Source organism: Burkholderia sp. Bmkn7 (genome assembly GCF_041103175.1).
In the GTDB taxonomy this organism is placed as follows: domain Bacteria; phylum Pseudomonadota; class Gammaproteobacteria; order Burkholderiales; family Burkholderiaceae; genus Burkholderia; species Burkholderia cepacia.
The window spans coordinates 643,398-662,431 of the sequence record NZ_JBGCUH010000003.1 but is presented as its reverse complement, the minus strand read 5'-3'; the positions used below and the strand labels follow the sequence as shown (position 1 = coordinate 662,431).

At 67.7% G+C, this 19,034-nt stretch carries 15 protein-coding genes; 7 read left to right on the top strand and 8 right to left on the bottom strand.

Annotation, left to right across the window (positions count from 1 at the left end; all coding sequences use genetic code 11):
- Positions 1-9: 9 nt before the first annotated feature.
- From AB3K92_RS24535 to AB3K92_RS24520, 4 genes are all read right to left on the bottom strand, one after another.
- Complete coding sequence (locus AB3K92_RS24535) at positions 10-900, bottom strand: SAM-dependent methyltransferase (protein ID WP_124475812.1); 891 nt, start codon at positions 898-900, stop codon at positions 10-12.
- 89 nt (positions 901-989) lie between these two features.
- Positions 990-2,123, bottom strand: a complete 1,134-nt coding sequence (locus AB3K92_RS24530) for a class I SAM-dependent methyltransferase (RefSeq protein WP_060048019.1) — start codon at positions 2,121-2,123, stop codon at positions 990-992.
- A 156-nt stretch (positions 2,124-2,279) separates the two neighbouring features.
- Positions 2,280-2,612 carry a YegP family protein gene (locus AB3K92_RS24525; RefSeq protein WP_027788501.1) on the bottom strand — a complete coding sequence of 111 codons (333 nt, stop codon included), beginning with the start codon at positions 2,610-2,612 and terminating at the stop codon, positions 2,280-2,282.
- A gap of 147 nt (positions 2,613-2,759) precedes the next feature.
- Positions 2,760-3,254 (bottom strand): LEA type 2 family protein, encoded by a 495-nt coding sequence (locus tag AB3K92_RS24520; protein ID WP_042976607.1) that lies wholly within the window; start codon positions 3,252-3,254, stop codon positions 2,760-2,762.
- 639 nt (positions 3,255-3,893) lie between these two features.
- Here AB3K92_RS24520 and AB3K92_RS24515 point away from each other — a divergent pair.
- The gene (locus tag AB3K92_RS24515; protein ID WP_021161803.1) at positions 3,894-6,062 is read left to right on the top strand and encodes a M1 family metallopeptidase; all 2,169 of its coding nucleotides are present in this window, start codon (positions 3,894-3,896) and stop codon (positions 6,060-6,062) included.
- Positions 6,063-6,216: 154 nt separating this feature from the next.
- On the opposite strand, the gene AB3K92_RS24510 is transcribed toward AB3K92_RS24515, so the two are convergent.
- Positions 6,217-7,137 carry a LysR family transcriptional regulator gene (locus AB3K92_RS24510; protein ID WP_059486498.1) on the bottom strand — a complete coding sequence of 307 codons (921 nt, stop codon included), beginning with the start codon at positions 7,135-7,137 and terminating at the stop codon, positions 6,217-6,219.
- 161 nt (positions 7,138-7,298) lie between these two features.
- On the opposite strand from AB3K92_RS24510, the gene AB3K92_RS24505 reads away from it, so the two are divergent.
- Both AB3K92_RS24505 and AB3K92_RS24500 read left to right on the top strand, forming a co-directional pair.
- The gene (locus AB3K92_RS24505) at positions 7,299-8,276 is read left to right on the top strand and encodes a zinc-binding alcohol dehydrogenase family protein (protein WP_059622482.1); all 978 of its coding nucleotides are present in this window, start codon (positions 7,299-7,301) and stop codon (positions 8,274-8,276) included.
- Positions 8,277-8,300: 24 nt separating this feature from the next.
- Complete coding sequence (locus tag AB3K92_RS24500) at positions 8,301-8,453, top strand: DUF1427 family protein (RefSeq protein ID WP_021161806.1); 153 nt, start codon at positions 8,301-8,303, stop codon at positions 8,451-8,453.
- 13 nt (positions 8,454-8,466) lie between these two features.
- On the opposite strand, the gene AB3K92_RS24495 is transcribed toward AB3K92_RS24500, so the two are convergent.
- Positions 8,467-9,492, bottom strand: coding sequence for a transporter (locus tag AB3K92_RS24495; RefSeq protein WP_048023647.1), 1,026 nt, complete (start codon positions 9,490-9,492; stop codon positions 8,467-8,469).
- Between the two features lie 204 nt (positions 9,493-9,696).
- Entirely contained in the window at positions 9,697-10,656 is a 960-nt protein-coding gene (locus AB3K92_RS24490) for a hypothetical protein (protein WP_060156229.1), read from the bottom strand.
- 121 nt (positions 10,657-10,777) lie between these two features.
- On the opposite strand from AB3K92_RS24490, the gene AB3K92_RS24485 reads away from it, so the two are divergent.
- The 4 genes from AB3K92_RS24485 (at position 10,778) to AB3K92_RS24470 (ending at position 17,789) form a co-directional block, all read left to right on the top strand.
- Positions 10,778-11,623: a M15 family metallopeptidase gene (locus AB3K92_RS24485; RefSeq protein ID WP_021161809.1), complete on the top strand. Its 846-nt coding sequence runs from the start codon at positions 10,778-10,780 to the stop codon at positions 11,621-11,623.
- Between the two features lie 301 nt (positions 11,624-11,924).
- The gene (tssM, locus tag AB3K92_RS24480; RefSeq protein ID WP_059486504.1) at positions 11,925-15,869 is read left to right on the top strand and encodes a type VI secretion system membrane subunit TssM; all 3,945 of its coding nucleotides are present in this window, start codon (positions 11,925-11,927) and stop codon (positions 15,867-15,869) included.
- Positions 15,866-16,855, top strand: coding sequence for a type VI secretion system-associated protein TagF (gene tagF, locus AB3K92_RS24475; protein WP_021161811.1), 990 nt, complete (start codon positions 15,866-15,868; stop codon positions 16,853-16,855). Before tssM ends, tagF begins: the two co-directional genes overlap by 4 nt.
- A 4-nt stretch (positions 16,856-16,859) precedes the next feature.
- On the top strand, positions 16,860-17,789 hold the full coding sequence (locus tag AB3K92_RS24470; protein ID WP_369466001.1) for an OmpA family protein: 930 nt from the start codon (positions 16,860-16,862) through the stop codon (positions 17,787-17,789).
- An 85-nt stretch (positions 17,790-17,874) separates the two neighbouring features.
- Here the strand turns inward: AB3K92_RS24470 and tssA are convergent, their stop codons facing one another.
- On the bottom strand, positions 17,875-18,996 hold the full coding sequence (gene tssA / locus AB3K92_RS24465; RefSeq protein WP_021161813.1) for a type VI secretion system protein TssA: 1,122 nt from the start codon (positions 18,994-18,996) through the stop codon (positions 17,875-17,877).
- Positions 18,997-19,034: the final 38 nt, after the last annotated feature.

The following is a 19,034-nucleotide window of genomic DNA, read 5'->3' as shown; positions in this document are numbered from 1 at the left end:
GCCCGTGCGTCAGCCTTCAGCCGGCTCCGCGACCTCGCCGCCCGTCGCCGCGGCTTCCGGCACGAAGAAACGTGCGTTCAGCTCGGCAAGCCCGAACATCCCCAGGATCTCGTTCAGCCGCTCGCCGGGCCGACGACGCGGCAGGTTCTTGTACTGCGCGATGATCAGCTCGTTCTTCATCGAATGCTCCCAGCCGACCAGCTCGGTCACGCTGACCTGGTAGCCGTGCGCTTCGAGCTGCAGGCAGCGCAGCACGTTGGTGATCTGGCTGCCGAATTCGCGCGTATGCAGCGGATGCCGCCACACTTCCGTCAGCGCGTTCGCGAGCGATTTGCCCTTGTTCTTGCGCAGCACGCCCGCGACTTCCGCCTGGCAGCACGGCACGAGCACGATGTGCTGCGCGCGCTTCGCGAGCGCGAAGCGGATCGCGTCGTCGGTCGCCGTGTCGCACGCATGCAGCGCGGTGACGACGTCGACCGTTTCGGGCAGCTTCGGCGATGTGATCGAATCGGCGACCGACAGGTTCAGGAACGACATGCCGCCGAACCCGAGCCGCGCGGCCAGCTCGGCCGAACGCGTGACCAGTTCCTCGCGGGTCTCGATCCCGTACACGTGCGACGCAAACGCCGCCGTGCCGTGCCCCGGCTGCTGCTTGAAGAACAGGTCGTACAGGATGAAGCCGAGATACGACTTGCCGGCGCCATGATCGACGAGCGTCACGCCGCCACGGTCGGCCTGCACGCCGGCAAGCAGCGGCTCGATGAACTGGAACAGGTGATAGACCTGTTTCAGCTTGCGGCGGCTGTCCTGGTTCAGCTTCCCGTCGCGGGTGAGGATGTGCAGTTCCTTCAGCAGCTCGACGGACTGCTCCGGGCGGATTTCGTGGGTCTTGTTCGACATCGTGATGCGGCGCCGGGCCACGGTCGGCAGACCACGGCCCGGCGGCGGGAATTCGTGAGGAATGGCGCTAGTTTACCGAAAATGCGCGGTCAGGCTCGTGCGCCGAGCCGCCAGAGCGACGTGACCTCGGCGCGGCGTGCCGCATGCAGCGGATCGTCGGCGTCGGCGGACTTCGGGTGTGCGGGGCGGATGTCTTCGCGGCCGAGCACGACGAGGCCGGCTTCGTCGATCCACTGCAGCAGGGTGTCGCGCGGCCGCAGGCCGAGATGCTCGGCGAAATCGGACAGGATCAGCCAGCCTTCGCCGCCTGGCTCGAGATGGTCGGCGAGCCCCGCGAGGAAACCGCGCAGCATGCGGCTGTCGGGATCGTAGACCGCGTATTCGATCGGTGCGCTCGGCCGGGCCGGCACCCATGGCGGGTTGCAGACGACGAGCGGTGCGCGGCCGGCCGGAAACAGATCCGCCTCGACGACCTCGACGCGGCCCGCGTGGCCCAGCCGCTCGACGTTCTCGCGCGCACAGGCGAGCGCCCGCGGATCCTGATCGGTCGCGACGATGCGCTCGACGCCGCGCGACGCCAGCACGGCCGCGAGCACGCCGGTGCCCGTGCCGACGTCGAACGCGAGCGACGTCGCCGGCAGCGGCGCGCGCGCGACGAGTTCGACGTATTCGCCGCGTACCGGCGAGAACACGCCGTAGTGCGGATGAATCGGCGCGCCGCCCAGCGCCGGGATCGGCACACCCTTCTTGCGCCATTCGTGCGCGCCGACGAGGCCGAGCAGCTCGCGCAGCGACACGACCGACGGTTCGCCGCCCGGGCCGTACGCTTCCTCGCATGCGGCGCGTACGTCGGGCGCGCGGCGCAGCGGGATCGTGTAGTCGGCATCGAGCGGGATCAGCAGCATCCCGAGCGTGCGGGCACGCTGCGATTGCGCAAGACGATGCAGGTTGAATGCGTCGACGCCCACCGCGGCCTTCGCCTTCTTCGGCTTGCGCTCGACGCGGCGCGCCATCGCCTGCACGAGCTGGCGCGCATTCTGGAAGTCGCCCTGCCAGACGAGCGCGGTGCCCTCGCAGGCCAGGCGGTAGGCCGCGTCGGCAGTGAGACGGTCGTCGGCGGGCACAGCGCGCTTCGGCGGCTGCACGCCGGCTTCGGAGCGCCAGCGCACGGCATGTTCGGCGCCGTCGGCGTCGGTCCAGTGGAAAACGGGGAAATCGGTCACGCGAGCTCGGCTACGGTTGGCTTCAGACAGGCGGCGCTACAGGCGTGCGCCGCGCGGACCACACCATACCGCGCTTTGCCCGCGCGGCAAAGCGCGGGCGACCGCCCCGACCGCCACCCGCGCGATGCTCGCGGCGTATTGGCGCTATCGGGCCGCTCAGCTCTGGTCGTCGAGCGCGGCATCCGGCGCGTTCTGCTTCACCGACGCGATGCCGTTCTCGCGGCTCGCTTCGGCCTTGTACAGCTCGCTCGTGCCGATGATCTCGTGATTGCCGGCCTTCAGGTTGAACATGAACTGGCCGTTGCTCGCGGTCTTGCGCTCGTAGCGCGCATCGTCCGGCGCGTTCTTGCGCACCGACGCGACGCCGTTTTCCGCCGACGCCTTGGTCTTGTACAGCTCGCTGCGCAGAATGATCTCGCCGTTGGCGGCCTTCAGGTGGAACAGGAACTGCCCGTCGCTCGCTTTCTTGATGACGAATTTCGCTGCCATGGTGCCCTCTCGAAAAAGTCGCCCGGCCCTCGGGACTGAGGCAGTCTAAACGCGATTGACGCGCAAAACGTAAGGCATTCGAAGCCCGATCGTCAGGAATCGTCAGACGGCGCCGCGATCGCGACGCTTCGTCCGGCCCGGCATCGTCTACCCGCCCCACCCGGGCGTCGCCGGCATGCGCAGCGTGCCCGCATCGCTGAAGCGCACGGTGCCGAGCACGCCGCCCGCGAGCCGGCCGCGCAGCGCATACGGCAACTCGCCGCTGGCAGCCGCGCCGGGCAGGTTCCACGCCTGCCGCGCGGCGGCGAACGCCGACACGGAAACCGGCACGTCGAGCACGGCCTCGCCGAAGCGCGGCACGACGCCCGAGCGGTCGCTCACGCCGCTCGCGAACGGCGTGCCGTTCAGGTCGAGCGCCACCGAGATGCCGTCGTATTCGATCGGCGTGTCGTTCGGGTTCTGCACGCGCAGCTTCAGGTTGAAACGCATCTCGAGGCCCTGCCCGACGAGCGGGTCGAGCCCGGCGACCGACACGCGCACGGAATCGCGCGTGAGCCCCGCGCAGCCGCCGAGCAGGAGCACGGCGGCGAACAGCAGCAGCACGGCGCGCAGCGGCGCGATTCGGAACAGGGTTCGTGGCATGGGGGCCTCCTCGCGGCAATCGGTGAGCGCATCGTCGCTGCATTGTACCGAGTGCGCCCCGCACACCGGATTTCGTAGTTTTCGCGGCCACGCCGGATCGTTAATAGATTAAAACTACGAAAATACCAGCCAAACGGAAAGCGCATTAATGCTTTCCAGCATTCAATGAAGCGCGGCGAATTCAATAGATGCAATTTCTAAATTTTTCGTTTCCTTTACCTAAAACCATCAAGTATATTTACGCATCCTTCGAGCAAGCCGACAAAGCTTGAAGCCGCATGACGGCGATTTTACGGAACGGCGACACGCCTTCCGGCCATCCTGCGGCCCGGCCCGGCCAGCCCCGTAGGTCGTCGGTTCAAGGGAATCGCGCGCCCGCGCAGGGCGTGCGGCTCTGTGTCGTGCGCGCGAAATCAACTCAGTACAACACGCGCCCGGCCATTTTGAACCGGCAAGTTAACCGACATCCGGAAATCCAGAGGGGGCAGTAAACCATGATTACCTTCACGTAGTCAGCCGCCGCGTTTTCGAATAATCCGTCATTGGCATTTTCATCGCTGTTGATTAACGGCGAGGGGATTGTTTTTGCCGGCGTTTTCGCAGCACTGAACGATTCTTTCAACAATCGAGGTTTCAGTCATGTCGATCGATATTCGCAAGATGCGTTATCTGCCGCTCGTCGCCGCGCTCGCACTCGCCGGGTGCGGCGGTGACGACGGCGGTGCAGGCTCCGCTTCCGCGCTCAGCTCCGCCGGCGCGCCGCACTCGGGCTCGTCGCCCACCGTCAACGCGCCGCCGAGCGCATCCAACGTCGACAAGAGCGTGTCGCCTGTCGAGTTGCCGGACACCGTGGTGCCCGTGAACTACCGGCTGTGGTTCCGCCCGAACGACGCGCTGAACGCGTTCGACGGCCGCGCCGACGTCGAGATCAAGGTGCTGAAGCCGGTCAACAACATCGTGATCGCCGGCCACCGGATCAAGTTCACGAACGGCCGCATCACGCTGCAGCCGGGCAACATCCAGCTGATCGCGACGCCGCAGGACAAGGGCGACTTCTACCAGCTGCGCCCCGTAAGCGGCACGATCTCGCCGGGCAACTATTCGCTGCACATGGAGTGGTCGGGCATCATCAACTTCAAGTCGTATGACGATCCGGGCACGAAGACGGGCGGCAGCTGCGGCGACGATCCGTATCCGGGCTGCTCGGCCGCGGAAGGCGTGTTCCGCGTCGACCTGAAGGGCACCGACGGCAAGACGAGCGGCGCGATCCTCACGCAGGGCGAAACCAACCTGTCGCGCCAGTGGTTCCCCGGCTGGGACGAGCCGGCGTTCCGCCCGACCTATGAAGTGACGGCCGAAGTGCCGTCGAACTGGCGCGTCGTGTCGAACGCGGCCGAGAAGCCGTCGACCAACGTCGGCGGCGGCTACAAGCTCGTGCAGTTCGAGAAGACCCCGCCGATGCCGTCGTACCTGCTGTTCTTCGGCGGCGGCCAGTTCGACACCTATGAAGACGACTTCACGAGCCCGCTGCCGGGCGGCAAGGGCGGCCTGCACCTGCGCGTGTTCACGCCGCCGGGCATGAGCGACTGGGCGAAGCCGGCGATGGACCGCACCAAGCAGGCACTCGACTTCTACTACCGCTACACGGGCATTGCGCTGCCGCTCACGAAGTTCGACACGGTGGCCGCGAACGATGCGTTCAAGGAGCAGAAGGACCTGAACTTCGGCGGGATGGAGAACTGGGGGTCGATCCTCGAGTTCGCCGACGACATCCTGCCGCAGCCGGGCCAGCCGATGTCGCACTACGGCAACGAGGTGCTGACGCACGAAGTCGCGCACCAGTGGTTCGGCGATCTCGTCACGACCGACTGGTGGGACAACGTGTGGCTCAACGAGTCGTTCGCGACGTTCTTCGAGACGAAGACGACGATCCAGTTCTTCCCCGACGAGTTCAGCTGGCTCGACCAGGTGAAGAACAAGTATCGCGTGATCAATCGTGACATCGGCCCGAACGCCTTCCCGGTCGCGCCGAACTTCAACGGCTGGGCCTCGAACGACTTCGTGCTGAGCGCCAGCGCGTTCACGTACGACAAGGGCGGCCACGTGCTTAAGACGCTCGAGAACTATCTCGGCGAACAGACGCTGCGCAAGGGCCTGCAGCAGTACCTCGTCGACTACTCGTTCGGCAACGGCACACCGAAGCGCCTGTGGGATGCGCTGTCGAAGGAAAGCGGCCAGGCGATCGGCGCGATCGGCGACAGCTACGTCCGCCAGACCGGCGTGCCGCTGATCTCGCTCGACACGCAGTGCGACCTGACGAAGAACCAGACGGTCGTCACGCTGAAACAGCAGCCGTTCCCGAACAAGAACGCGTATCCGGGCCTGCAGTGGACGGTACCGATCACGCTCGCGTACGGCCAGGGTCTCGCGAAACGCACGACGCTCGCGCTGAAGGATACGCAGACGCAAACGCGGATCGACGGCTGCACGGGCGTGGTGGCCGACCCGAGCGGGCTCGACTACTACGTCGTGAACTACAGCGACGCGGCCTGGAGCGGGCTGCTCACGCAGGTCAACGGCTCGACCGATCCGGTGCTGCTCGCGAACCTGAAGAGCGAAGCCGCGCTGCTCGTCGCGAACAACCTCGCGCCGGCATCGCGCTCGACGTCGATTGGCTCGGTCGCTTCGCCGGCCGCGATGAAGCTGCGCCAGACGCCGACCTTCGGCGGCATCGAACCGGTGACGAAGGAACGCCCGGCACTGCAATACCAGGGCATCTTCAAGCCGCGCAAGGTAGTCACGCAGTAACGGTGCGCGCCCGGCCGGTGCCGCGCAGCCTGCGGCGGCCGGCCGGCGTACCGGTTTCTCCGACCTTTGACGGGCCTCGCGTGCGAGGCCCTTTTTCATGCCCGGCGTGCGTCGGGCCCGGCGACACGCCGCCGGCCGTCGCCCGCCGTCGTCGTCACGCCCACGCGGCATCCCACACCGGCTGCGCGAACCACGTCGCGAGGAACGCGACGAGCCGCGACGCGCGTGCGGTGCCGCGCGCCGGCTGGCGCAACACGTGGATCGTCGCCGGCTCGGGCGCCGCCGCGAACTGCGGCAGCACCGCGCGCAAGCGGCCGTCGCGCAGCGCGTCCCCCGCGAGCCAGGTCGGCAGGTGCGCGAGCCCGAGCCCGTCGATCGCGGCTTCGAGCAACGCTTCCGAATGATTGCTGCGAAACCGCGGCTGCGCCGGCGCGTGGCGGCGCTCGCCGAAGCGCCACGCGCCCGGCGGCGGCACGCCGTGCCAGGCGAGGCAGTCGTGTCCGGCGAGTGCGTCGGGCGTATCCGGCTCGCCGCGCCGCGCCAGATACGCCGCGCTCGCGCACAGCACGCGCCGCTGCGGCGCCAGCACGGTTGCGACGAGGCGCGTGTCCTCGAGCGGGCCGATACGCACCGCGAGATCGACGTCCGAGCCGAGCCGCGCGCCCTGCAGGTCGACCATGCTGTCGGTCAGCACGAGGTCGACCTGCAGCGCCGGATGACGCTGCATGAACGCGGCCAGCGCGGCCACCAGGTGCCGCCGGCCGAACGGCGCCGGACAGTCGACGCGCAGCAGCCCGCTCGGCTCGTCTTGCTGGCTGTGCAGGTCTTCCTGCAGGCCGCGCAGCTCGGCCAGCATCCGCGTCGCGCGCCCGTACAGCAACTGTCCGGCCTCGGTGGGCCGCAGCGCATGCGTGGTGCGATGCAGGAGGCGGATGCCGAGCTGTGTCTCGAGCCGGTCGATGCGCCGCGTGACCGACGACGCGGCGACACCCAGCCGGCGGGCGGCCGCCGAGAAGCTCTGCTGGTCGACCACGTCGACGAACAGCGCCAGGTGCGGGGAAAGGAAATCGTCCATTCGGTGCCTTCGGATTTGGCTATGCGTTTATCGCAAAACAATCATCCGCCTTTGCGGGTTTCCGCGTCAAACCGGGCCGACTAGACTGCGTTCATCCATTTCACTCGCTGCACGCCCCGCCTCACCGGGCCGCGCGGCAGCCAACCGCCACGGAGATCACCATGCGCAGCATCCGCTTCGACGCCCCCGCCGCCGACATCGAGTCGCTCGACGCGCGGGTCAGGGAAATCGACACGCCCGTACCGGGCGACGGCCAGATGCTGATCGAGGTGCACGCGGCCGGCGTGAACCCGAGTGACGTGAAGGCCGCGCTCGGCCGCATGCCGCACGCGGTGTGGCCGCGCACGCCCGGGCGCGACTGGGCCGGCATCGTGCGCAGCGGCCCGGAAGGCTGGATCGGCGCGCCGGTGTGGGGGTCGGGCGGCGATCTCGGCGTCGGGCGCGACGGCTCGCACGCGCAATGGCTCGTGCTCGACGCGGCACTGGTGCGCCGCAAGCCCGCCGTGCTGACGCTCGACGAAGCGGCCGGCGTCGGCGTGCCGTTCGTCACAGCCTACGAGGGCTTGCGCCGCGCCGGCATGCCGACGGCCGGCGACGTCGTGCTCGTGTTCGGCGCGAACGGCAAGGTGGGCCAGGCCGCGATCCAGCTCGCGACCGCGCACGGCGCAACCGTGATCGGCGTCGAGCGCAGCGCCGGCGGCTATCGTGGCCACGCATCGAGCGACGTGCACATGATCGACGCGTCGAAAGAACCGGTGGCCGACGCGGTGCGCGCGGCGACCGGCGGCCGCGGCGCGGACATCGTCTACAACACGGTCGGCAGCCCGTACTTCGAAGCGGCGAACGCGTCGATGGCGATCGGTGCGCGGCAGATCTTCATCTCGACGATCGAGCGCAGCGTGCCGTTCGACATCTTCGCGTTCTATCGCGGCCAGCACACGTTCGTGGGCATCGATTCGCTGCAGCTCGGCGGCGCCGCGGTCGCGCAGATCCTCGACACGCTCGCACCCGGCTTCGGCAACGGCACCCTGCGCCCGTTCCCGATCGGCGACGACTACATTTATCCGCTCGAGCGCGCGCACGATGCGTATCGCGCGGTGCTGGCCGGTGCGCGCGAGCGCGTCATCCTCAAACCCTGACGCCGGATCACACGGGAGACCGCCATGACGGATTACGTGACCTCGCTCGCGGTGGGCCTCGGCGTCGGCGTGTTGTATGCGCTGCTGCACGTGCGCTCGCCGGCCCCGCCGCTCGTCGCGCTCGTCGGGCTGCTTGGAATGGTGATCGGCGAACGCGCGATCGCGCTGCTGCGCTGACGGGTCGATGCCGCTAGCGGTCGTCGCGCCGGCGGAATGCCCACCACGCGGCGAGTGCCGTGAAGCCCGCCACGAGCAGCACCATCAGCCAGAAGCCGTGCTTGTTCTCCGAGAACGGCACGCCGCCGACGTTCATCCCGAAGAAGCCGGCGACGATGTTGATCGGCAGCGCGATCACGGTCACGAGCGTCAGCGTGAACAGCGTCCGGTTGTTCTGCTCGTCGAGACGCGAGCCGATCTCTTCCTGAAGCAGCTTGATCCGCTCGTTGAGCCCGGCCAGATCGGCGAGCACCAGCGAAAACTCTTCGGTCGACTCGCGCAGCTCCTGCACGTCTTCCACGTGCAGCCAGGCGGGCGGTTTCGCGAGCAGCCGGAAGATCGACCCGGGCTCGGGCGCGAGCATGCGCTGCAGGCGCGTCAGCGTGCGGCGCATCGCGCCGAGCTCGATGCGGCTCGACGTGAGCCGCTGCGACAGGAAGCGGTCCTCGATGCGATCGACGTCGACGCTCGTGCGCCGCATGATCTGGATCAGCAGGTCGGCCTGGTCGCGCAGCAGGTGCACGAGCAGCTCCGCCGGCGACCGGAACTGCTCGCCGTCGCGCACGCACGCGCGCAGCGTGTCGACCGAGCGCAGCGGCTTGAGCCGCGCGGTGACCATGATGCGCCGCTCGACGTGGACGAACAGCGTCGCGATTTCCGACGGCGTCAGTTCGAGGTTGAACATCACGTCGTTGACGATCGCCCGCAGTGCGCCGTCCTCCTGCTCGATGCGCGTCGAGCGCGACCCTTCGTGGAGGAATTCGAAGAAGCTGTCGGGCAGATCGAGGTGCGTGCGCATCCAGCGCTCGCTCGCGCCGTGCGCGAGATTGAAGTGCAGCCAGACGAAATCGTCCGACGCGCCATCGCGCTCGCGGCACGTGCGCAGCCACGCGGCGGCCGTGTCCGCGTCGAGCGTCGCGCCGGATCCGCCCGGATCGAAGCGGAATCCGCACACCATGCCGGACGTATCGGCGCCGTAAGTCTGTACGATCAGGTCCATCGTGTCGAAGGTCGTGCGGCGCGCGGCGCGCCGCGCATCGCGGGTCGCGAGCCCGCGCCGGAAAAGGAAAGGAAACGTATGCCCGACGGGCATGACGCGCCGGTGACAGCGTCACGCCGCATCATACCGGCCGATTCCGCACCCCAAAAGCAACGCGCCGCCCAACGGGCGGCGCAGGTGCGGCAGGCCGGCACACGAGACGCGTTACTGCCGCGTCTCCGACTGCGCGGCACTCGGGCACGCGGGATCCTTGCCCCAGTGACCTTCGCAGACGCGCCAGCGGCACAGTTGATCCTCGAAGAAACCGCGCTCCGAACATTCCTTCACGCGCGACGCCAGCGAGCCGGCCGTCGCGGCCGTCTTGGTCGGCACGGCCTGCGCCTTCTGCGCGGCGAGTTTCTTGTCGGCGGGCTTCGTGCGCGCGACGAGCGCCGCGAGCAGATCCGCATCCGGATCGTCCTTCCCGGCCGCCTTCGCACTCGCGGTGCGGGTCGACGTCGCGTCGCGACGCTTCTTCGCCTGCGCGAGCTCGGCCTGCTGTTCCTTGCGATGCTTGCGGGCCTCGGCCTTTGCGTCAGCCTTGGTATCGGCCTTCGTGTCGGTCTTGCCGTGCGCCGCGACCTTCGCGTTCTTCGCTGCGTCGGCCTTCGCGGTCTTGGTCGCAGCAGCGGCGGCGGCCGCACCGGCCGTGGCCGTGCCCGATGCATCGTCGGCGCCGTTGGCGAGCGCGCGCGATAAGCGGCTGTTGTCCGCGGCGGACGCGGACGATGCGGAAGCAACGGTTCGGGAAGCTGCGTCGTCGTTGACGATCGTGGCCGGCTGCGCGGCGGATGCCGCATTCTGCGCGACCTGCACGGCAGCGTCGCTGGCCGCTGCGGCCTTCGCCGGCGCGGCCGCCGCGGGTGCGGCCTCGGCCGTGACGGCGGCGGCCTGCTCGTTCGAATGCTGCATGCGCCATGCACCCCAGCCACCGACGGCAACCACCAGTGCAACGACGGCTGCGATCGGCGCCTTCAGCGAACGGCGCGGCGGTTCGGCCGGCGGCGTGACACGTCCTTCCAGATTCGCGAGAATGCGCGACTGCTGAGCTCCGTCGCCTGCCGGTTTGGTATCGGACAGCAGGCTGGGCGGAGATTTCGAATTTGAATTTTCCGGCGCACTCATTCAGCGTCTCATTGAATCCTGGTTTAATTCACCGCGATAATATAGCCCGGCCTCTCGAAGCAGCCTGATTCTAAGAGCAAGCATTGCAAAACACAATCAATTCCAATTTCCGGGGATTTCGTTGATTGCCGTCGCACTCGTCGCCTATTTCGCCCTTGCCGTAGCAGTTGCGGCACTGTTGCTTTTACCGGGTATCCGCGCGACCGTTTTCGAATCCGTCGCCCAGTTTCACGGCCGTCTTACACGCCGTGCGAACGATCGCGCCGCGCGTACGCGAAGTCAGATTGTTAAATCGGCAAGCGTTACGCGCGGCGCTTTAAACGATGTGCAAAATTTACTGGTTCGACGGCGCTTGATGATTATGGTATCGGCAGGTATTCTTGCGACGCCGCCATTGGTCGCCATTGCGTTACGCGGCCGGCAATTGTTCCAGTACGACGACACGGCGCGCGTGCCCGACGAGAAGATCGCCGCCCTGCTGCAGGGCGAACAGCTCGTACCGCCCCCGCCGCTGCCGCCGGAAGTCTTCGCCACCAAGGAAGTCGAACAGGTACGTCCGGCGCTGAAGGATGCAAGCCGTGACTGGAACCTGCTGGATCCGGATTTCCGTACGCGTTTGCTGCTGGTCTACAAGATCATGCACGAACAATATGGATATGAAATGGCGTTGCTGGAAGGTTACCGGAGCCCGGAACGGCAGAACCGGCTGGCGGCAATGGGCGGCAACGTGACCAACGCGGCGGCCTTCCAGAGTTATCACCAATTCGGGCTGGCGGCCGACAACGCATTCCTGCGCGACGGCAAGCTGGTCATTTCCGAGAAAGATCCGTGGGCGATGCGCGGCTACCAGTTGTACGGCCAGGTCGCCGAACAGGTTGGCCTGACCTGGGGGGGCCGCTGGAAAATGATGGATCTCGGGCACGTGGAATACCATAAACCCGGTTTTAAACTGGGACGCGGCAGCTAGCCAGGGCTGCCGGACAGGAAATAATGAGGGCGGCATGGGGCTTTTTAATATCCCGGCAGGAAACGATATGGGCGGCGCAAAAAATCATGCATTCCGGTGCGCGATTTTTTCCGGCCGCCGCTTCCGTTTTAAATCTCACAGCGTCCTTTCGTTAATGCGCGCGCCTTCTCCGATGCCGCGGGCGCATTGATGCCAGCCCCCTTCATCCCGTTTGACAGCATGGCGACACATCGCGGCGCCACCCTTGCCGCTCGACGCGCCTGCGTCGCCTCACCGAATCGCACCGGAACCTGAACGTCCTATGCAACGCATCCTCAACGTGCTGACTCATCCGCGTACGCTCTCGATCGTCGGGATCGTCGCGCTAGCGGCCATCCTCTTCATCGTCGCCGACATGCTCCAGCTGCCGCTCCTGTGGGCAGCGATCGCGTTCGCGGCGATCCTCGCGCTGTGGCTCGTCGTCGCGCTGTGGCGCCGCTGGCGCGTGAAGCGCGCGAACCAGCAGCTCGGCCAGGTGCTGGAGGAGCAGGCGGAAACCGGCAAGATCGCCGCGCCCGCCGCCGCCGCGCTCGCCCCCGACGCGAAGACGGCCGATCTCGACGTGCTGCGCACGCGGCTGTCGGACGCGGTGAAGACGATCAAGACGTCGAAGATCGGCCAGGTGTCGGGCGGCTCCGCGCTGTACGAACTGCCGTGGTACATCGTCATCGGCAACCCGGCCGCGGGCAAGAGCAGCGCCGTGCTCAATTCCGGCCTGCAGTTCCCGTTCGCGGACAAGAACAGCGCGGTGATCCACGGCATCGGCGGCACGCGGAACTGCGACTGGTTCTTCACGACCGAAGGGATCCTGCTCGACACGGCCGGCCGTTATTCGGTGCACGAGGAAGATCGCAGCGAATGGCTCGGCTTCCTCGGCCTGCTCAAGCGCTATCGCCCGAAGGCGCCGATCAACGGCATCATCGTCACCGCGAGCATCGCCGAACTCACCGGCAACCGTCCCGAATTCGCGATCAACCTCGCGAAAAACCTCCGCCAGCGCGTTCAGGAGCTCACGGAGAAGCTCGAGGTGTTCGCACCGGTCTACGTGATGTTCACGAAGGCCGACCTGATCACCGGCTTCACCGAATTCTTCAGCAGCAGCGACAAGCACGAGTACGACCGCGTGTGGGGCGCCACCCTGCCCTACGAACCCGACGACAAGCGCGACGTGGTCGCGCAGTTCGACACGCACTTCGAGGAGCTGTACGAAGGGCTGAAGGAGATCAGCGTCGCGCAGCTGTCGCTGTCGCGCGGCAACCAGCTGTCGCCGGGCCAGTTGAGCTTCCCGCTCGAATTCTCGACGATCAAGCCGTCGCTGCGCGCGTTCCTCGCGACGCTGTTCGAGAACAACCCGTTCCAGTACAAGCCGATCTTCCGCGGCTTCTACTTCACCAGCGCATTGCAGGAAGGCGAAACCAACAGCGCGGCCGCGCAGCGCATCGCGCAGCGCTTCGGCCTCGACGGCAGCGCGCTGCCGAAGCCGCACAGCGCGTTCTCGAAGAACGGCTTCTTCCTGCGCGACCTGTTCTCGAAGGTGATCTTCGCGGACCGCCAGACGGTGCGGCAGTTCGCGAGCCCGACCAAGACCCGGTTGCGCTACGCGACCTTCTTCGGCTTCGTCGCGGCGCTCGCGCTCGCGCTGGGCGGCTGGACCTGGTCGACGATCGGCAACCAGCAGCTCGTCGCGAACGTGCAGGCCGACCTCGACAACGTCACGCGCCTGCAGCAGGGCCGCAACGACCTGCAGTCGCGCCTGCAGGCGATGGACATCCTCGAGGACCGGATCGAGCAGCTCGAGCAGTTCCGCCGCGACAAGCCGGTCTCGGTGTCGCTCGGCCTGTACCAGGGCGACCGTCTCGAGCAGCACCTGCTGACCGAGTATTACAACGGCGTGCGCCAGATCCTGCTGGCCCCCGTGTCGCAGAATCTCGCGTCGTTCATGAAGGACGTGAACGCGCACCCCGAGCAGCTCGTGCCGATGACGCGCCCGCCCGAATCGGGCGCCGTGCAGGGTGGCGCGATTCCGGTCTCGACGAACGCGGCAGGCGCCGCGCCGCAGGCCGGTGCCGCACTGGCCGCGTCCGGCACCGCGCCGGCCGCAGCGCAACAGCCGGCCGCTCCGCAGGGCGGCCTCTACAGCGACGCGTCGCCGACCAACGTGCAGGACGCGTACAACGCGCTCAAGACGTACCTCATGCTGTCCGACAAGCGTCACGTCGAACAGGCGCACCTGACCGACCAGCTCGCCCGCTTCTGGCGCGGCTGGCTCGAGACGAATCGCGGCAACATGCCGCGCGACGAGATGATCAAGAGCGCGGAGCGCATGATCTCGTTCTACCTGTCGCGCGTGAACGACGACGACTGGCCGATGATCGACGCGAACCTCGCGCTCGTCGACCAGACCCGCGAGAACCTGCGCCGCGTCGTGCGCGGCATGCCGGCCCGCCAGCGCGTGTACGAGGAAATCAAGGCACGCGCGTCGACCCGCTTCGCGCCGATGACCATCGCGCGCATCGTCGGCGACGGCAACCAGGGGCTCGTGGCAGGCAGCTACGCGATTCCGGGCACGTTCACGCGCGAAGCGTGGTTCGACTACGTGCAGCCGGCGATCCGCGACGCGGCGACCAAGGAACTGCAGGCGAAGGACTGGGTGCTGAACACGTCGACGCAGGACGACCTGACGCTCGAGGGCAGCCCCGAGCAGATCCAGAAGACGCTCGTCGGCATGTACAAGACCGAGTATGCGCAGCACTGGCAGAAGTTCATGCAGGGCATCGCCGTGCAGGGCTTCAGCAGCTTCGGCCAGGCCGTCGACGGGATGAACCGCCTCGGCGACCCGCAGGATTCACCGATCCGCAAGATCCTCGAGACCGCGTACGACCAGACGTCGTGGGACAACCCGTCGCTCGCGAACGTGACGATCAAGAAGGCGCAGACGGGTGTCGTGAACTGGGTCAAGCAACTGTTCTCGCGCTCGCCGGCCGGCCAGGTGGCGGCCGCCAACATCGACATCAACGGCAATCCGGCCGAGGTGCCGATGGGTCCGATCGGCCAGGAATTCATCGGGCTCGCGCGGATCGTCGCGGTGCATGACGGCACGTCGATGCTCAAGGGCTACATGGAGTCGCTGTCGAAGGTCCGCACGCGCTTCAACGTGATCAAGAACCAGGGCGACCCGGGCCCGGGCGCGCGCCAGCTGATGCAGCAGACGCTCGACGGCAACGGTTCGGAACTCGCCGATTCGCTGAAGCTCGTCGACGAACAGATGCTGACCGGCCTCACCGATTCGCAACGCAAGTCGCTGCGTCCGCTGCTCGTGCGGCCGCTGATGCAGGCGTTCGCGGTCGTGATCCAGCCGGCCAGCGCCGAAGTCAACAAGGTGTGGAACGCGCAGGTCTACCAGCCGTTCCAGAACTCGCTCGCGACGAAGTACCCGTTCGCGGCGAGCGCGAAGGTCGAGGCCGGCGCCGGCGAAATCGCGCAGGTGTTCGGTCCGGACGGCTCGATCGCGAAGTTCGTCGGCACGACGCTCGGGCCGCTCGCGGTGCGCCGCGGCGACACCCTCGCCGCCCGCACGTGGGGCGACATGGGCATCGGCCTCACGCCGGACTTCACGAACGGCTTCGCGCGCTGGGTCGCGCCGCTCGCGGGCGGTGCGGCAGGCGGCGCGGCCGCGTCGTCCGAGCCGCAGACGGTGTTCCAGATCCTGCCGCAGCCGAGCACGGGCACGACGGAATACACGATCGCGATCGACGGCCAGCAACTGCGCTACCGCAACACGCCGCCGCAGTGGACCAACTTCGTGTGGCCGAACCCGCAGGGCTCGCCGGGCGCGACGCTGTCCGCGACGACCTTCGACGGCCGCACGGTGCAGCTCGTCAACGAGCCGGGCCGCTACGGCCTCGAGAAACTGATCAACTCGGCGCAACGCAAGCGCCGTCCGGACGGCACCTTCGACCTGACGTGGGCGCAGGGCAGCGTGAACGTGTCGGTGACGATGCGCATCATCAGCACGTCGCAACCGTCCGGCGGCGGGGGCAGCGACCAGCCGCAGCAGCAGAGCCTGCGCGGCCTGCAGCTGCCGTCGTCGGTCGCCGACGCGAGCGCGGGCGCCGCGCAGAACGCGACCCAGTCCGGCACGGGTACGCCGGGCGCAGCGCCGGCCGTCGCGGCCGCCAACGCAACGAATGCACAGGGGGCGCAATGACGCAAACCGTACAGGCGCAAATCGCCTACTTCGGCAAGATTCCGTCGCGCGGCGACTTCGTGAAGAGCCCGCACAATCCGCAGTTGCTGCAGACGCTCGATCGCTGGATCGCGCAGGCGCTCGAACTGCTCGCGGAAGATCCGCGCTGGAAGCTCGTCTACGAGGATGCGAAGCCGATGCATTTCGCGTTCCTCGGCTCGCGCAGCAAGCTCGCGATCGCGGGCCACATGGTCGCGAGCCACGACGTGTCGATGCGCCGCTTCCCGTTCCTCGGCGCAACGGCGCTCGAGGTCGACCGGCCGCTCGCGTTCCTCGCGCGCAGCCCGCTGGCGTTCGCGCGGCTGTGGTCGCGCGTCGCCACGCAGATCCCGCCGCTGCTCGGCAAGGACGAGCCGCCCGGCGCGCTGCAGGCGCTCGGCGACACGCAGGTGCCGATCGACGTCGGCGGCCCCGGCACGTCGCATGACGGCACCTTCAACGATTTCGTCGAACACCAGTCGCTGTACGGCCTCCAGGAGATGCTGCTCGACAGCGGTCATCCCGTGCGGCTGCGCGGCGCGATGCTCGCGCTCGGCTCGCTGCTGCGGCCGGTGATGCAGAGCGGTTCGTCGCACATCGAGCGCGGCCTCACGCTGCCGCTGCCGGTCGATCCGTTCTACCGCAGCCTCGTCGCCGCGTTCTGGCTCGAACTGATCGCGCCGTTCGTCGCGCAGGCCGACTTCGAGCTCGCGATCTTCATCGGCACGATCGCCGAACGCGAACGGCTCATCATCGGCTTCAACGGCGCGTCGGCCAAGACGCTGCTGAGCGTCGTCGACCCGCAGACCTACGCCGCCCACAACATCGACATCGACGATCCCGAGTGGATCGACGCCCATGCGCAAAACGATCACCAGATCAGCAAGCTCGTCAGCTACCTCGAACAACCGCAACTCTCGCTGCGCGTCGCCATCGACGCGTTCCGTGAAGCGTTCATCGGAGGCTGACGGGATGCATCGCATGAATCACGTCCTCGTCGCCCTCCTCGCCTCCGGCCTGTTCATCGGCAGCGGCACGGCCTTCGCGCAGAACACGGGCGCGACGGTCACGCCGGTCGGCAACGGCACGGTCGCGACGACCGCGCTGCCCGCGAACCCCGGTGCCGCACCGGGGACGGCGTCAGGCGCCGTCGTGCACGGCACGGCCGGCACCGCGAGCACCATCACGCCGCCGCCCGCGGCCGCGACACCCGGCCAGGTGGTCGTCGGCGGCAAGGTGCCCGACGAGGCGACCAAGGCCGCCGTGCTGCAGAAGCTGCGCGACACCTACGGCGCGACGAACGTCGTCGACCAGATCGAGGTCGGCGACGTCGCAACGCCGCCGAACTGGAGCGCGAACGTGCAGAAGCTGCTCGGCGCGCAGCTCAAGCAGATCAGCAAGGGGCAGCTGAAGATCAACGGCACGCAGATCGAGATGAAGGGCGAGGTGCACAACGAAGCGCAGCGCCAGCAGCTCGCGAGCGACATGGCGAACACGCTGAACCCGACGTATACGATCAGGAACGGGCTGCGCGTATCGGCATCCGAACAGGGCGTGCTCGACCAGACGCTCGCGAACCGGACGATCGAGTTCGAGACGGGCAGCGCGACGCTCACGCCGCAGGGCAAGCTGATCCTCGACCAGATGGCGGCCGCGCTCGCGAAGATGCAGAACCGCACGGTCGACATCATCGGCCACACCGACAACTCGGGGAACCGCACGTCGAACATCGCGCTCAGCCAGGCGCGTGCGGATGCGGTGAAGGGTTACCTGATCACGAAGAGCATCCCGCCGCAGCAGATGACGACGACGGGTGTCGGGCCGGATCAGCCGATCGCGCCGAACGATACGGCGGACGGGCGCGCGCGGAACCGACGGATCGAGTTCCGGGTGGGGCAGTAAGCGTAGAGGGGTGTCACGGGCCGCTTCGTGCGAAGCGGCCCGGCAGGCAGCGGGCGGCGGCAGCGATGCGCCGCCCGTTTCGCGTTTACGACTGCTCGTCCGGCCTCACGCCCAGCAGTTCGCGAATATGCGACAGCGAGCCGTCGTCCTTCACGACGCTCTCGAGCCACTTGTGGAGCGGCATGTCGGCCCATTCGGCCGCCTTGTCGGCGAGATACGCGACCGGGCTGTGCGGCTCGGTCTGGCGGAAATAGCGGGCGACCGCGCGCAGCTGGTCGACGGCCTGCGCACGGTTCTGGATGCCGGCGATCATCTGCGTCACCGGGGCGCGCGGAACGGGCTGCGGCTGCACGTGAGTCTCCTCGGTCTGAATCGGATTGCCGAACACCGGCTCGATGCGCTCGGGTTGCGCCTGCGGTGCCGACTGTGTGTGCGGCGCGCTGCCCGTATAACCCTGCTCGCGCGCAAAGCGCTCGGCGAGGCGGTACACGGTCTCGAACGCGTCGCGCGCCTGCCGGAAGCTCGGCGCCGAATCGCCCGCGCGCTCGACGAGCCGCTCCTCGAACGCATCGAGCGCGAATTCGAACGCCTTCAGGTTCGCGAGCAGCGCCGTGTAGAACGCGATCGACGTCACGCGCCGCGACGAATCGATCTGCTCGATCGACGGCTTGCCGCGTGCGATGTCGTCCGCGTGTTCGGGGTCACGCTTGATGGCCTGCGCGACGTGCTGCGCCACTTCCCAGTCGAGCGTGCTGAACGCGTTCGACGCGCCGTCCGTCAACGGCACCGCGCGCAGCAGCTCGGCCGTGCGGCCGGACAGCCACGCGACGTTGCCGAGCCGGTGCTCGATGTCGTCGTCTTCGGGCAGCGGGTGGAAGGTGTCCCAGAAGTCGCGGCACAGGCCCTCGAGCAGTGCATAACCTTCGGTGAGGCCGGTGATGCCGTCCTCGAGCGCGAGCGCCTCGGTCAGCCACACGGCGAGCCGCAGGTCCTTCGTGCGCGTGCGCAGCAGCTCGCCTGCGTGATCGACGACGAAGCCCCAGTCGGCCTCCTTGATCTCGGTCACCCATTCGCCCTGGTCGAGCGTCGGATCGTCGTAGCGCCGCGCGTCCTGGATCGCGTCGAATTCGTTCGAAAACAGCAGGTCGTCGCCGCTGGGCGACGCATCGCTGATCGGCGTCAGCAGCTCGGGGAGATTGATCGGCATGGTTTCAGTTCATCAATGCGGGGTGATGCGCGGCCGCG

Excerpts from the sequence above, each read along its gene's own strand:
- AB3K92_RS24535 (WP_124475812.1), bottom strand. The coding sequence starts at position 900 with ATGTCGAACAAGACCCACGAAATCCGCCCGGAGCAGTCCGTCGAGCTG.
- AB3K92_RS24525 (WP_027788501.1), bottom strand. The coding sequence starts at position 2,612 with ATGGCAGCGAAATTCGTCATCAAGAAAGCGAGCGACGGGCAGTTCCTG.
- AB3K92_RS24520 (WP_042976607.1), bottom strand. The coding sequence starts at position 3,254 with ATGCCACGAACCCTGTTCCGAATCGCGCCGCTGCGCGCCGTGCTGCTG.
- AB3K92_RS24515 (WP_021161803.1), top strand. The coding sequence starts at position 3,894 with ATGTCGATCGATATTCGCAAGATGCGTTATCTGCCGCTCGTCGCCGCG.
- AB3K92_RS24510 (WP_059486498.1), bottom strand. The coding sequence starts at position 7,137 with ATGGACGATTTCCTTTCCCCGCACCTGGCGCTGTTCGTCGACGTGGTC.
- AB3K92_RS24505 (WP_059622482.1), top strand. The coding sequence starts at position 7,299 with ATGCGCAGCATCCGCTTCGACGCCCCCGCCGCCGACATCGAGTCGCTC.
- AB3K92_RS24500 (WP_021161806.1), top strand. The coding sequence starts at position 8,301 with ATGACGGATTACGTGACCTCGCTCGCGGTGGGCCTCGGCGTCGGCGTG.
- AB3K92_RS24495 (WP_048023647.1), bottom strand. The coding sequence starts at position 9,492 with ATGGACCTGATCGTACAGACTTACGGCGCCGATACGTCCGGCATGGTG.
- AB3K92_RS24490 (WP_060156229.1), bottom strand. The coding sequence starts at position 10,656 with ATGAGTGCGCCGGAAAATTCAAATTCGAAATCTCCGCCCAGCCTGCTG.
- tssM (WP_059486504.1), top strand. The coding sequence starts at position 11,925 with ATGCAACGCATCCTCAACGTGCTGACTCATCCGCGTACGCTCTCGATC.
- tagF (WP_021161811.1), top strand. The coding sequence starts at position 15,866 with ATGACGCAAACCGTACAGGCGCAAATCGCCTACTTCGGCAAGATTCCG.
- AB3K92_RS24470 (WP_369466001.1), top strand. The coding sequence starts at position 16,860 with ATGCATCGCATGAATCACGTCCTCGTCGCCCTCCTCGCCTCCGGCCTG.
- tssA (WP_021161813.1), bottom strand. The coding sequence starts at position 18,996 with ATGCCGATCAATCTCCCCGAGCTGCTGACGCCGATCAGCGATGCGTCG.